Below are 13,609 nucleotides of genomic sequence, written 5' to 3' on the forward strand. Positions count from 1 at the left end.
GGCGACCGACCGCGCCACCGCTCCATCGCTACGTACCGCGAAACCGGGGAGTGCCTCGCATGGGGACGAATGGATCGACCATGCTCGAGCCGTTACGGCAGGGGCTGCCTCCCATCGACCCCTCGGCCGTCTCCGACGCGGCCTCCGTCGCCCTCCCCGCCCGCTACGAAGCGGTGGGCAGCGCACGGCAGTTCACCCGCACGACGCTGGGCACGTGGGATCTCGACGAGAGGTTCGACGACATCGCGCTGGTCGTCTCCGAACTCGTCACCAACGCGCTGCGCCACGCACTGCCCGCGGACACCCCGCGCGATCAGGAGGAGCCGCCCGTGCGGCTGCACCTGATGCACTGGGCGTCCCGTCTGGTGTGCGCGGTGCGCGACCCCAGCGACGACAGTCCCGTCGCACGCGACACCGACGACGACTTCTCCGCGGAGTCGGGCCGGGGTCTGTTCCTCGTGGACTCCTTCAGCGACAGCTGGGGATGGCACCCGCTCGCCGGCGCGTTGCGCGGCAAGGTGGTCTGGGCGCTGTTCCGCCTGGGTTGAGGCGCCGTTCAGCCCCGCGACACGGGGCGCGGGGGGCGGCGCCCTCGACCCGTACCCGGCCGGACGGCGGCTGCCGGGTCATCGTTCACGGCTCGGTCATTCACTGGCTCGGTCATTCACCGATCGGATCGTTCACCGGCTGGGATCGCCCACCGGCTCACCGGTCGGGTCAGCCGCCCGCCAGGTGGTCGAACTCCCCGTCCTTCATGCCGAGGAGCATCGCCTCGATCTCCGCTCGCGTGTAGACGAGCGCCGGGCCGTCCGGGAACCGCGAGTTGCGCACGGCGACATCGCCGCCCGGCAACTTCGCGAACTCCACGCACGAGCCCTGCGAGTTGCTGTGCCTGCTCTTCTGCCAGACCACCCCGTGAAGCTCCGTGGCCGCCATGCCGTTAAACGCGTGGTGCACAGGTCGCTCCCCGGTGGTGCAGTGCCATGAGTGGCTCTAGATGCAGTGGTCAACTGTCCCGGATCATAGCTGTGTTCACATGCCGATGCATGGGCAGATGCACGTGCACGCGGGGTGTTGTCTTGGTTACAGGCCTGTCAGTACATGCCCCTCGCCCCACCTGCCCTACGAACGCCGGGCCCCGCCCCCGAAGTTCCGCACCGCCGATCGGGCCGGTTCTCCCGGGTAGAACCCTTCTCGCTCCTGGAAGAGACGCAGCCCGGCCCCTTTCTGTTCCAGGATTCAAATAATTGCTCCTCCGGAAAGGTTGGCCGGATCGGTCTACAGGTAGGCGTCGAAGGCGGCGGGCAGGCGCTTCCAGGCGCTGCGCCCGGCGGCGTACTCCTCGTCGGTCAACAGACAGGAGCCCAGCAGCCGTTCGAGCCCGTCACGGTCCAGGCCCGGTGAGGTGAACACCAGGTGGGTGCGGCGGTCGCCGTGCTCCGGGTGCCACTCGACGGCGGCGGCCACGCGGCGCACCGCGGGCACCGACTCCCATGCGGCGTCCGGCAGCGAGGCCAGCCACGGTCCGGCGCTCTCGACGCAGAGCGCGCCGCCCGCCGCGTCCCACGCGAGCAGCGTGTCCGGATGGTCCGCCAGCCAGAAACGGCCCCGACTGCGCACGGCCGCGCAGGTCAGCTCCTCCAGGGCGGCGAAGAGGCGCTCCGGGTGGAAGGGCCGCTCCGCGCGCCACACGAGGGTGGCGACTCCGTGCTCGTCGGCCTCGGCCGGAAGGAGTGCGCAGGCGGGATGCTGGGCCGCGGCGGCCGCCCGCACGTCGAAGCCCGCCAGCGCGGCTGCGGCCAGGCCGCGCCTGCCGGTGCCTGTGCCGGTGCCGTTGGCGGTGCCGGTGCCGGTGCCGGTGCCGTTGGCGGTGCCTGTCCCTGCGCCTGCGCCTGCACCTGCCCCCGGGTCTCCGATGGCGACCCGGTGGGCCGTCGGGTGGAGCTGGGTGAGCAGTGCGCGGTCCTCGTCGTCGGCCTCCGCCGAGTCCGCGACGGCGAGCACGCGCGCGTACTCCAGCTGGCGCGCCCAGGTGTCGGCGACGGTGCGCCGGTCGGTGGGGGCGGCGGCGAGCCCCGCGTCCATCAGGTCGTCGCCGTTGCCGAGGCAGGGCAGGAGGAGGGCGGGGTCGACCGCCGTGACCACACCGCTGAGCACGAGGTGGTCAACGGCGTGCGCGGCGACCACCTCGGCCATCGCCTTCGGCTCGACCGAGTCCCACAGCTCGACGACCGCGAGCCGGGTGAGGCCCGCGTCCGCGAGGCGGTGCAACTCGGGCACCAGGTCCTCGCGGAGCGCGCAGCACGCGCAGTCGCCGACCAGCGGCACCTCGCCGGTGGAGAGCACGCCGGTGGCGTCGCGGACCGTACGGACGACGGTCCCCCGCACGGCGGCCGACAGGTCGTGGTGGAGGGCGACGCCGCCGGGGACGCGGGCGAGGAGCTCGTCGACGGCGGCCTTGCGGGCGGCCGCGTGGAGACCACCGACGATCACGACGTCCATGCGACGCGGCTCACCGTCGCCGCGGGGGGTCGCCCCGTCCCGGCGGGGACGGGGCCGGTCCGTGCCTGCCATCAGCGCTTGCCGAAGCGGCGCTCGAAGCGTTCGACGCGGCCCGCCGTGTCCATCACGCGTGCCGTGCCCGTGTAGAAGGGGTGGCTTGCCGACGAGACCTCGACGTCGACGACCGGATACGTGCGGCCGTCCTCCCACTCGACCGTCTTCGCACCGGTCGCGGAGGAGAGCGTGGAGCGGGTGAGGAAGACGAAGCCTGCGGCCTTGTCGCGGAAGACGACGGGTCCGTACTGGGGGTGGATGTCCTTGCGCATGTCGGTCAGCGCTCCTCTCGGAAGTCGACGTGGCGTCCAGCCATCGGGTCGTACTTGCGCAGCGTGAGTCGGTCGGGGTCGTTGCGGCGGTTCTTGCGGGTCACGTACGTGTAGCCGGTCCCCGCCGTGGAGCGGAGCTTGATGACGGGGCGGAGTTCGTTGCGGGCCATGGAGCCAGTATATGAAAATGACTCCCGTTTTCAATAGGGCTCCCGGCCCGTCCACCGAGAGGTGCGTCACCTCGTACGACAAGCGGCGGGCGCACGTCCTGCTGGTAGCTTGGCGCGCGATCCGGCCGGACGATCACACCGGCAACGGCGGCAACGTCAGTTTCATGAGGGGGACTTCAAGTGCGTACGTACGTCCGTAGTGTCCGTATGGGTGCCGCGGTGGCCGGTCTGGCCGCCGCGCTCGTGCTGACCGGTTGCAGCAGTGACGGCGACGGCGACGGGGACTCGGGCGGCGGCAAGAAGGACCGCGGCGCGGCCGGTGCGAGCTCCTCCGGCGGGTCCGGATCCGAGTCCGACGACGAGGCAACGACCGGTGGGTCCGGCGGCTCCGGTGGCAAGGCCGGGAGCCTCGAAGGCACGTGGGTCGCCACGGCCGGCGGCAAGCCGCTCGCCCTCGCCGTCAGCGGCAGGACGGCGACGCTGCTCGGCGAGGACGTGCTGTGCAGCGGCAGCGCGGGCGAGAAGGCGGGCACGCGGACGATCGACCTGACGTGCCCGAAGGGCGACTCGGACCGCACGAAGGGGCGGGTCGAGTCCGTCGACGACACGTCGCTGAAGGTCGCCTGGGAGGGGGCCGGCACGGACGAGTTCCTGAAGACCAAGGGCGGCAAGCTGCCCGACGGGCTGCCGACGGCTGGCATGCCGCAGTCCTGACGCCCCAGTCCTGATGTGACGTGGTGCGCCCCGGCGTGACGCCTCAGCGGGCCGCGGGACCGTCCGGGTTCCGCGGCCCGTCGGCGTCCGGGGCCGCCGCCGTCGGCCGTGCCGTGGCCGAGCCGTCCACCAGCATCGGCGGGGGCGCGGTGTCCAGGGCGTCGGACAGTTCGTCGAGGGTCTCCAGGAGCAGGCCCGCTCCCCGGCGGACCACCCGGTCGGGGACGCCCTCTCCGTCCCACTCCGCCAGTGCCGTGCGGACCGCGTCCCACTTGGGCACGCGGCGTTCGCGCACCGCCTTCGCGCCCTGTTCCGTCGCCTTGCGCAGCGCCTCGGCGAGGCGGGCCGCGGCGGGTACGGGGGTGTCGCCGCGGTCCGGCAGGTGTGCCTCCATCAGCATGGCGACGCGGCCCAGTTGGGCGAGCGCCTGCTCCGCGTCGGCGGCGGCCGCGCGGGACAGGCCGCGGTGGCGCACCGGCTCGTTCTTGGCCCGGTTGCCCGCGTCCTGCCAGGCGACCCGGGCGTCGCGGGCGGCGAGCAGGGCCTCCCGTACGTCGGGGCAGGCCTTGCCCGCCGGGTGCGCGTAGTGGTCGACGACCGCGGCGGCGTAACGGCCGTCCGCGATCAGCCAGTCGGCGAGGCGGGTGCGCAGGCGCGGGGTCTCCCAGGCGGGGTACACCGCGTACGCGATCATCGCGAGGACGCCGCCGAGCAGGGTCAGGACGACCCGCTCGGGGACGGTCTGCGTCCACTGCTGGCCGCCCATCCCGAGCAGGAACACGACGTACGCGGCCACGCAGGCCTGCGCCGCGACCTGGCCGGTGCGCATCAGCAGGTACATCATCCCCGCGCAGAGCACGGCGAGCGCGGCGGAGAGCCCCGTGCCGGGGTGGGCCAGCTGGACCAGCCCCGTGGCCAGCGCGACGCCGACGAGCGTGCCGCCGAAGCGGGCCACGGCACGGGAGTACGTCTGCGAGAAGTCCGGGCGCATCACCATGACCGAGGCCATGGGGGCCCAGTAGCCGTGCCCGAACGGGAGCCAGGTGCCGAGCAGGTACCCCGCGGCGGCCACGGCGGTGACCCGGATCGCGTGCCGGGTGACGGGCGAATCGTGCCGGAAGTCGGCGCGGATGGCCCGCAGGGCGGCGGGGAGCAGGGCGAAGAGGGTGGGGCGGAGGAGGGGGACGGGGGGTTCGGATGGGGGTGGGGGGCCCGACTCGGATGTGGGCTCGGGCTTGGGCGGGAGGCCCGGCTCGGGCTTGGACGGAAGGCCCGGCTCGGGCTTCGGCTGAAGACTCGGCTCGGCCTCCGCCGACGTGGACCGCTCGGCCTCCGCCGACGTGGACCGCTCGGCCTCCGCCGACGTGGACCGCTCGGGCTCCGCCGACGTGGACCGCTCGGGCTCGGACGAGGCGGCCGACCCGGTCTCCGACGGCGTCCCCGGCTCCGGCGACGAAGGCCGCTCGACCTCCCGCGCGACAGACCGCCCCGCCTCCCTCGCAGCAGATCGCTCCCCCTCCCCCGTCGCGGGGACCGTGAGCGTCGCCGTGTCGTGCGTCGGGGTGTTCTGCGTGTTGCCCGCCGTTTCCAGTACGTCCCTCAGGAGCGCCCCCAGACGCACCGCCGCCCGGTACGCCGGACCCGTCAGGATCGCCCCCGTGTCCGGGGTCCGCAGCGCGGCCAGCGCCGCCGGGGGGATCTTGACCGGGTCGCCGTGGCGGATCGCGCGGGCCGCGGCGTCCAGGACCGAGCCCGCCGCGGCCAGCAGCTCGCGCACCCTGTCCCGCTCCTTGCCCTCCGGCGGCACGCCGACCGCCGGGTCCGCCAGGGAGGCGAGGACCGGGCGGATGCGTTCGGCGATGCCCCGCGCGCCGTGCAGTTCGGCGGGGCGCGTGCGGGCCTGGCGCGGGGTGATCGTCGCCGCGTCGCGCGCCGCCATCAGGGGCTCGGGGTCGAAGGGGGCCACCGGGTCGTGGCGGAGCCTGCGGGCGTAGTCCGCCTCGGCCGCGAGCGCGTCGGCCAGGGCGTCCCGGTGGGCGCCCCACCTGCGTACCGGAAAGAGGATCACCAGCGCCGCCTGTACGCAGCCACCGACGATCATCATCGCCGCGTGGCCCGCCGCCGCGGCGGCCGACGTGGGGATCGTGACCGTCACCAGCATGATCGCGACGTTGGACGACGCGATGATGCCGACCGTCGGGCCCGCCGCCCAGCTCAGCCCCGCCAGGAAGGTCCAGAGGCAGAGGAGGGCGAGGAAGAGGAGCAGGTGGGAGCCGGTGAGGTAGCCGAGGAAGGTGGAGACGGCGAGGCTCGTGCCGGAGGCCAGGGCGAGCTCGGGACGGGGGCGCCAACTGCGCTGGAACGTGGCGATGGCCGCCTGGAACGCGCCGAACGCGGAGCTGGCCGCCACCGCGGGGCCGAAGAGGCTGAGGCTGACGCCGATGATGATCGCCAGGCCGGCGGCGCCGCGCAGGGCGACCAGGGGTTCCAGACGTTTGCGCTCGACGGTCAGACCCGAGCGAGCTGTCTCTTTCAGCGCGCGGAGCCAGGTCACTCTGTGATGATACGGGGCATATGGGGCAACACGGAGAGTGGGGCGGACGCCGGTTCATGTCACGTTCGGTGCCACCGCCGGGTGGCCACGCGCGGCCCGGCGGCGGCAGGCGTTCCTTCAGGGCAGCGCCGGGCCCCGGCCGCGCGGGGCCACATGGGCGCGGTCCGCGGCCGCCGTGCCGTGCGCCCAGCCTTCGCCGTCCGTGACGCCCCGCACCCGGGTCGTGGTCGTCTCGGGGAACATCCGCTCGGTGTGGCCGGTGACGGCCACGTCGCGGGCGGCCAGGACGGGGAGCAGGTCGGCCGCGCTCTTCGCCTCCCGCGCCGCCTCCGTCACCGCGTGCTCGCCCGCCTCGGCGAGGCGCCCGCCGATCCGGTGCGCGTACGCCATCAGGAAGGCCTGCCGGAACGTCTTCGTGCGCTTGCGGCCCGCGGCGCGCTGGCCCGCCTCCGCCTTGGTCATCGCCGCCGTGCCCTGCACGAGCAGGGAGGTGTGGAGGAGCTCGACCGACTCCAGGTCGGATTCGAAACCGACGACGGTCGAGAAGCCGTACGCCTCGTTCCACACCGCGCGGCAGTGGTTCGCGGCGGCGACGGCGTCCAGGAGGATCGCCTTCGCCGTCTCGTACGGGGCGTCCACGCCGATGCGGCACGCCCCGGGAGTGTCCTTCGCGTGCGTACGGGCGGCGAGCAGCGCCTCGTCGAGGGAGTGCCGGGCCATCAGCTCCTGGGCCTTGGCGGTGAGCGCCTCGGCCTCCTCCGGATAGCCGGTCGCCTCGGCCTTGGCGAGGAGCGCGCGGATGCGGGTGAGCGTGCGGGGCTCGCCCTCGGCCGGGCCCGGGAGGGTCTCGCCCGGGGGCGGGCCCACCGGTTCGAGCGGGGGGAGGCGCAGGAGCAGGCGGTAGAGCTGGAGGTGGGTGGTGGCGCGGGTGAAGCGGTCGCGGGCGGGCTCCGCGGTGGGCCCGAGGTCCGCGAGCTGGGCCGGCCAGCGCGGCGGCAGGTGGGCGTAACGGCCGGTCTCGGCGTGGATCAGGGCCGCGGCCAGGCGCACGTGCGGGTCATCCAGATCGCGGCGGACCAGGCGGATCACGTCGGCGGGCTGCCAGCCGTTCCGCCAGGCGCGGCTCAAGTACTCCTCGCCGCGTCGGCGCAGTTCGGCGTCGGTCTCGGGGGCCGCGGCCAGGAGGGAGGCGCCGGTGTCGAGACCGTCGTCGCCGCCGCTGTACAGCGCCGCCGCGAACGCTCTGTCGATCACCGAATCCATGGGGACAAGGGTAGGGGGCGCGGTGCGGGGGCACGGGGCGGACCGGTCGCTGCCCGCTCGTCCACAGGCTGTGGATATCGAACTCCTGCGCCAGTTCGGGACCGTGGCGACGGCACCCCTCAGCTGTCGCCGCCCTCGTCGATGAGCCGCCGCACCTCGCGGTCGACCATGCCGAGCCGCGCCTCCGCGACCAGCGGCACGGCGCGACGCTGCCGACGGGCCTCGTGCACGTCGATGTCGACCGTCACCAGGCCCGGCTCCCACTTCGGCGCCTGCGCGACGACCGTTCCGCGCGGGTCGACGACGCGGGAGCCGCCCCAGAACGAGGCGCCGTTCTCGTTGCCGACCCGGTTCACGAAGACGACCCAGCACTGCAGCATGCGGGCGGTGTACGAGAGCAGCGTGTCCCAGTACAGGCCGGTGTCCATGGCCTCCGGGTCCAGGCTCGCCGCGCTGTTGGTCGGTACGAGGATGACCTCGGCGCCGTCCTGCACGGCGAGCCAGGGCAGCACGGGCTGCCACGCGTCGTTGCAGATGAGGGTGGCCGCGCGGCCGAGCCCGTCCGGCAGGTCGTACGCGCGCAGGTGCTGGCCGGGGCTGACGTGCTTGCGCTCCTCCCACGCCAGGTAATTGGGCAGGTACAGCTTCCGGTGGACGTGCAGCAGCCGGCCCCGCGAGAAGTACGCCGCCGTGTTGTACGCCCGCAGGCTCGTGTGCTCGTGGAAGCCGACGAGCACGTCGGGGCCGCCCGGCTCCGTCAGGGCGAGCAGCCCCGGGTCGTCGGTGGTGATCGACGAGTCCTTCTCCAGGCCGCCCAGGTGATACCCGTGCAGGCTCAGCTCCGGGAAGACGACGAGGTCTGCGCCCTGGGTGGCCGCGAGGGTGACCTGTTCCCGTGCGGTTTCCAGGTTCTGCCCGACCTCGCCCAGGGCGCAGTCGGTCTGTGCCAGTGCCACGCGCATGGGGTGAGCCTCGCAGTGCGGGTGCGGTGGTGCACGTCGGGCGCGCCCGACCGTGGGTGCGCGCCCGCCGGGCGATGTCAGTGGTCGGTGCGAGACTCCGGGGCATGGAGAGTGGGCGGTGGATCATCCGGGCCGGTGAGGGCCGTGGCGCCGAGCTCGTCCCCCTCGGGGACGACGGGCGGCCCGCCGGACCCGCCGTCCGGGAGCCCGACCTCGCCGAGGCCGTCCGCAAGCGCCCGGCGGTGACCCGGTGGGTCTGGCGGTCCACCGCCGACATCTATCCGCGCCTGCTCGCCGCGGGCGTCCGCGTGGAGCGCTGCTACGACATCGAGGCCGCCGAGCTGCTCCTGCTCGGCCACGAGGGCCGTCTCGGCGAGCCCCGCTCCGCCGCGGCCGCGCTCGCCCGCCTGCGCGACGCCCCCGTACCGCCCGACCCGCCGCCCCGCGCCGCCGAACCCGGCGCGCAGGACTCCCTCTTCGGCCTCTTCGAACCCCGCCCCGGCGGCGTCGACGTGTCCCTGGCGGACCTCGTCGAGGTCCACGCCGAGCAGCAGCGGCGGCACGACGCCACCGACCGCCCCGCCCGCATGCGCCTGCTCACCGCGTCCGAGTCCGCGGGCATGCTGGTGGCCGCCGAGATGAACGCCTCGGGCCTGCCCTGGCGCGCCGACGTCCACCGCGACCTGCTGACCGAACTGCTCGGCGAGCGGTACGGGGGCGGTGGCGAGCCCCGCCGCCTGGCCGAACTGGCCGACGACGTCTCCGCCGCGTTCGGCCGCCGCGTCCGGCCGGACCTGGCCGCCGACGTCGTGAAGGCCTTCGCGCAGGCGGGCATCAGGGTGAAGTCGACGCGGCGCTGGGAGATCGAGGGGATCGACCACCCGGCGGTGAAGCCCTTCATCGAGTACAAGAAGCTGTACCGGATCTGGACGGCGCACGGCTGGAGCTGGCTCCAGGACTGGGTGCGCGACGGCCGCTTCCGCCCCGAGTACACGCCGGGCGGCTCGGTCAGCGGCCGCTGGACGACCAACGGCGGTGGCGCGCTGCAGATCCCCAAGGTGATCCGCAGGGCCGTCGTCGCCGACCCCGGCTGGCGGCTCGTCGTCGCCGACGCCGACCAGATGGAGCCAAGGGTGCTGGCCGCGATCTCCCGCGACCGGGGCCTGATGGAGGTGGCGGGGAGCGAGGAGGACCTCTACACCCGGCTGTCCGACCGCGCGTTCTCCGGTGACCGCGAGCACGCGAAGCTCGCGCTGCTCGGCGCCGTGTACGGCCAGACGTCGGGCGACGGCCTGAAGAACCTGGCCGCGCTGCGCCGCCGCTTCCCGCTGGCCGTCGCGTACGTCGACGACGCGGCGAAGGCGGGCGAGGAGGGCCGGCTCGTACGGACCTGGCTGGGCCGCACGAGTCCCCCGGCGGCGGGGGCGGGGGACCAGGACGAGGCGGGCATCCCCCAGGAAGGCGGTGCCGAACGCGCCGTGGCCGAGGACGAGTTCACGCCCGGTTACGCCTCGTCCAACGCCCGCGCGCGAGGCCGTTTCACGCGCAACTTCGTGGTGCAGGGCAGCGCGGCCGACTGGGCGCTGCTGATGCTGGCGGCGTTGCGGCGGGCGATCGCGGAGGGCGGGCTGCGGGCCGAGCTCGTGTTCTTCCAGCACGACGAGGTCATCGTGCACTGCCCTGCCGACGAGGCGGAGACGGTGGCGCGCGCGGTGCGGGAGGCGGGGGACCTCGCGGGCCGGATCGCCTTCGGGGAGACGCCGGTCCGGTTCCCGTTCACCACGGCCGTCGTGGAGTGCTACGCCGACGCGAAGTAGGAGCCTCCCGCGTCGCGGGGGGGGGCGGCGGCTAGGCCGGGCCCGTGGGGCCTCCGCCCGTCGCGTCCAACTCGGCCAGCTGCGCGCGGAGTTCGCCGACCACCCTGCTGTCCGTGCCGTCCAGTGCCCGCAGCGCCTCCGTCCACTGTTCGTACGCCTCGTCGGCGCGGCCCGCCGCGCGGAGCAGGATGCCGCGCTGGTGGCGGGCCAGGCCCGTCATGTGGGTGTCGCCGCGCTGTTCGGCGTGGTCGAGCAGCGCGGCGCACTCGCGCGTCGCGTCGCCGAAGCGGAAGAGCTCGCGCAGGGCGCGGACCCGGCCGAGGCGGGCCTGGGACGCGCCGTGCCAGTCCTGGTACTCGCCGTGCAGCCGCAGGCTCTCCTCGAAGTGGGCGAGGGCGGCGTCGGGTTCGCCGAGGGTGAGATGGGCGTAGCCGATGTTGCAGTGGGCGGACTGGCGGACGACGGCGTGCCCGATGGACTCGCCGATCGCGAGGCTGCGTTCGTGGTGGCTGATGGCGGCGCGGGCGTCCGTGTGCTCGTAGAGGTTGCCGAGATGGCTGAGGGTGATGGCCTCGCTGAGCGGGTCGGCGAGCTCCTTGGCGAGGTCGAGGCTCTGGTGGAGCGCCTCGGCGGACTCGGCGTGGCGGCCGAGGCCTTCGAGGAGCAGGCCGCGGTTGCCCAGGCCGCGGCGGACGCAGGACACGATGCCGAGGGCGCGCCAGAGGGCGAGGGCCTCGTCGTTCAGGGCGAGGGCCTCGCTGCCCCGGCCGGACATGAAGTGCAGGCCGGCGAGGTCGGTGAGGGCCTGGGCCTCGGCGCCGGTGTCGCCCTGGCGGCGGGCGGCGGCCAGGGCGAGCGTGCCGAGCGCGCCCAGTTCGGTGAGGCGGCCGCGGCGCTGCAGGTACGGGAAGAGGCAGCGGACCAGGACCGGGAGCAGGCCCGCGGGGTCCTGGTGCCGTTCGGTGAGGGCGAGGACGTTCGCCAGTTCGGTGTCGCCCCAGGCGAAGGCGGCCCGTGCGGACATGGGTGGTTCGGCGGCCGTGTCGGTCGTGCCGCGTCGGCCGGGGGCTTCGGGGCGCGTGAGGCAGGCGTCCACGCCGCGCAGCCGGTCGCTCCGGTCCAGGCCCTCGGGCAGGATCGCCATCAGGGTGCGGCGGGCGCCCTCCGCGTACCAGCGGAAGGCCTCTTCCACGATGGCGGCGCCGGTGGCGGAGGCGGCGCCGGCGGTCTCCCTCGCGAAGTCGCGTACGAGGTCGTGCGGGGTGTACCGGCCGTAGGACGTCTCGTCGAGGAGGGCCACGTCGACGAGCCGGTCGAGGGCCGCGCCCGCGCGCAGTTCGTCCAGGCCCAACAGGCGGGCCAGCAGCGGCACTCCGTACGTCGGCAGGTCGAGCGCGCCGATCCTGGCGAGGGCGCGGGCGGCGTCGCGGTCGGCCTGGCGGTCCGAGGTGCGCAGGGCGTCGAGGGCGACGGCCAGGGAACGGCGCACGCTGAGGTCGTCGTACTCCAGGTGGTGCAGCCGGCCCCCGCTGGCGGTGAGGAGGTCGGCCAAGGCGTCCGGGGTGAGGGCGCGCCGGGCGGCGAGGCGGGCCGCGACGATGCGCAGGGCGAGGGGGAGGCGGCCCGCGAGTTCGACGAGGGGGTGCCCGGCGTCGAGCCCGGCACGGCCGGAGACGGCGCGCAGGAGTGCGGCGCTGTCCCCGTCGGTGAGGAGACCGAGCGGGAAGCGCGCGGCGCCGTCGAGGGCGGTCAGGGGCGAGCGGCTGGTGACGATGACCGCGCAGCCGGGGCCCGCGGGCAGCAGCGGGCGGACCTGCGCCGCCGTCGCGGCGTCGTCCAGGACCAGGAGCGTACGGGTGGGCGCGAGCAGCGAGCGGAGCAACGCGCTGGCCGCGTCCGGGGATTCGGCGCTCTCCGGGGTGTGGCGCGGCTCGGCGCCGAGGTCGCGCAGGAGCGCGGCGAGGGCCTGCCCCGGGGTGAGCGGAGTCATGCCCGGGGTCGCGCCGCGCAAGTTGACGTAGAGCTGGCCGTCCGGGAACTCCTCCCGCAACGCGTGCGCCACATGCAGGGCGAGGGCGCTCTTGCCGACGCCCGCCATGCCGGAGACGACCGCGACGCGGGCGCCTTCACCGAGGGCGCGCCGGAGGGTCCGGACGGTTCCGGCCCGGCCCGTGAAGTGGGCCGGGGCGGGCGGCAGTTGGGCGGGCGGGGACGCACCGGCGCGGCCGGGACGCACCGGACTCCCGCGGTCGGCGCCGCCCCCGCCCTCTTCGGCCCCGCTCACCTCCGCGGCCTCCGGCACGCCGGGATCGCCGCCGGGCACCGGGCCGGTGACGGCCGTGTCGCCGCTCTCCCCCGCCCCGGGAGCCGCGCCCGCGCCCGGCCCCCGCAACACCTCCTGGTGCGCGTCCCGCACATCCGGCCCCGGCTCCACGCCGAGTTCCTCGACCAGCCTGCGGCGCAGTTCCCGGTGGACGGCGAGGGCCTCCGCCTGTCGGCCCGTGCGGTGCAGGGCCAGCATCAGCTGGCGGTGGAAGGCCTCGCGCAGGGGGTGTTCGGCGACGAGGGCGGTGAGTTCGGGGATGTGCGCGGCGAGGCCGGTGCCGAGTTCCAGCTCCGCGTCGTACCGCCACTGCAGGACGAGGAGGCGTGCCTCCGCCATGCGCGGTACGAGGGGGTGGCCGGCCAGCGAGTCGGGGAGGCCGCTCAACGGCGCGCCGCGCCACAGCGCCAGCGCGTCCGCGGCGTGCTCCGCGACCCGCGCCCAGTCCCGCTCCGCGTGCGCCGCCCGCGCCGCCGCCACCAGGCGTTCGAAGACCCGTACGTCCAACTCGCCGTCACCGACCCGCAGCCGGTACCCGGGCGGCACCGCGTGCAGCCGCCGCGGGTCGTCGAGGAGCCGCCGCAGCCGTGTCACGTGGTTCTGGAGCGAGGCCTGCGCGGACGCGGGCGGAGAGCCGTCCCACAGCGCGTCCTTGAGGGCGCCCAGGGAGACGACCTTGTCGGGTTCCAGGAGGAGCGCGGCGAGCAGGGCGCGGCCCTTGGCGCCGCGCACGGGGTGCGGCTCGCCCGCGGAGTCGTACACGGCGGGAGCCCCGAGCAGGCCGAACCGCAGCCCGCGTCGCTCGCTCACGCCTGTCTCCCCGTGCCGTCCCGCCATGTCTCGCCCGTCCCGGCGGCCGCACCGTGCCGGTGGACCGTTGGCCACATGTTAGCGATCTGTTGGTGAGCCCTGATCTGATCACTACATCGGACCTGGCCCGCCGGTACTCGCGCACAGCGCGTAGCTCGGGGGAGTGTC

Annotated in this window: 11 protein-coding genes; 3 read left to right on the forward strand and 8 right to left on the reverse strand. The window is 74.8% G+C overall.

Going from position 1 to position 13,609, the window contains the following annotated elements; translation table 11 throughout:
• The first annotated feature begins 59 nt into the window (after positions 1 to 59).
• Positions 60 to 548 (forward strand): ATP-binding protein, encoded by a 489-nt coding sequence (locus ACZ69I_RS27010; protein WP_467674065.1) that lies wholly within the window; start codon positions 60 to 62, stop codon positions 546 to 548.
• A gap of 169 nt (positions 549 to 717) precedes the next feature.
• Here ACZ69I_RS27010 and ACZ69I_RS27015 read toward each other — a convergent pair whose 3' ends face one another.
• The 4 genes from ACZ69I_RS27015 to rpmG form a co-directional block, all read right to left on the reverse strand.
• Positions 718 to 957, reverse strand: coding sequence for a DUF397 domain-containing protein (locus tag ACZ69I_RS27015; protein ID WP_361725630.1), 240 nt, complete (start codon positions 955 to 957; stop codon positions 718 to 720).
• Positions 958 to 1,278: 321 nt separating this feature from the next.
• On the reverse strand, positions 1,279 to 2,502 hold the full coding sequence (locus ACZ69I_RS27020) for a CobW family GTP-binding protein (RefSeq protein ID WP_470835187.1): 1,224 nt from the start codon (positions 2,500 to 2,502) through the stop codon (positions 1,279 to 1,281).
• A 71-nt stretch (positions 2,503 to 2,573) separates the two neighbouring features.
• Entirely contained in the window at positions 2,574 to 2,828 is a 255-nt protein-coding gene (locus tag ACZ69I_RS27025; RefSeq protein ID WP_467674070.1) for a type B 50S ribosomal protein L31, read from the reverse strand.
• A gap of 5 nt (positions 2,829 to 2,833) precedes the next feature.
• Positions 2,834 to 2,998, reverse strand: coding sequence for a 50S ribosomal protein L33 (gene rpmG / locus ACZ69I_RS27030; RefSeq protein WP_052836384.1), 165 nt, complete (start codon positions 2,996 to 2,998; stop codon positions 2,834 to 2,836).
• A gap of 207 nt (positions 2,999 to 3,205) precedes the next feature.
• On the opposite strand from rpmG, the gene ACZ69I_RS27035 reads away from it, so the two are divergent.
• Positions 3,206 to 3,712, forward strand: a complete 507-nt coding sequence (locus ACZ69I_RS27035) for a hypothetical protein (RefSeq protein WP_467674072.1) — start codon at positions 3,206 to 3,208, stop codon at positions 3,710 to 3,712.
• Positions 3,713 to 3,755: 43 nt separating this feature from the next.
• Here ACZ69I_RS27035 and ACZ69I_RS27040 read toward each other — a convergent pair whose 3' ends face one another.
• From ACZ69I_RS27040 to ACZ69I_RS27050, 3 genes are all read right to left on the reverse strand, one after another.
• A complete protein-coding gene (locus ACZ69I_RS27040; RefSeq protein ID WP_470835190.1) occupies positions 3,756 to 6,266 on the reverse strand; it encodes an FUSC family protein in 2,511 nt (836 codons plus the stop codon).
• A 117-nt stretch (positions 6,267 to 6,383) separates the two neighbouring features.
• Complete coding sequence (locus ACZ69I_RS27045) at positions 6,384 to 7,529, reverse strand: DUF2786 domain-containing protein (RefSeq protein WP_470835191.1); 1,146 nt, start codon at positions 7,527 to 7,529, stop codon at positions 6,384 to 6,386.
• Positions 7,530 to 7,648: 119 nt separating this feature from the next.
• The gene (locus ACZ69I_RS27050) at positions 7,649 to 8,491 is read right to left on the reverse strand and encodes a nitrilase-related carbon-nitrogen hydrolase (RefSeq protein ID WP_467674078.1); all 843 of its coding nucleotides are present in this window, start codon (positions 8,489 to 8,491) and stop codon (positions 7,649 to 7,651) included.
• Positions 8,492 to 8,595: 104 nt separating this feature from the next.
• Between ACZ69I_RS27050 and ACZ69I_RS27055 the strand changes: the two genes are divergently transcribed.
• Complete coding sequence (locus ACZ69I_RS27055; RefSeq protein ID WP_470835192.1) at positions 8,596 to 10,308, forward strand: bifunctional 3'-5' exonuclease/DNA polymerase; 1,713 nt, start codon at positions 8,596 to 8,598, stop codon at positions 10,306 to 10,308.
• Positions 10,309 to 10,339: 31 nt separating this feature from the next.
• On the opposite strand, the gene ACZ69I_RS27060 is transcribed toward ACZ69I_RS27055, so the two are convergent.
• Complete coding sequence (locus ACZ69I_RS27060) at positions 10,340 to 13,468, reverse strand: AfsR/SARP family transcriptional regulator (protein WP_470835194.1); 3,129 nt, start codon at positions 13,466 to 13,468, stop codon at positions 10,340 to 10,342.
• Positions 13,469 to 13,609: the final 141 nt, after the last annotated feature.

Source organism: Streptomyces sp. NPDC036815, assembly GCF_055609205.1.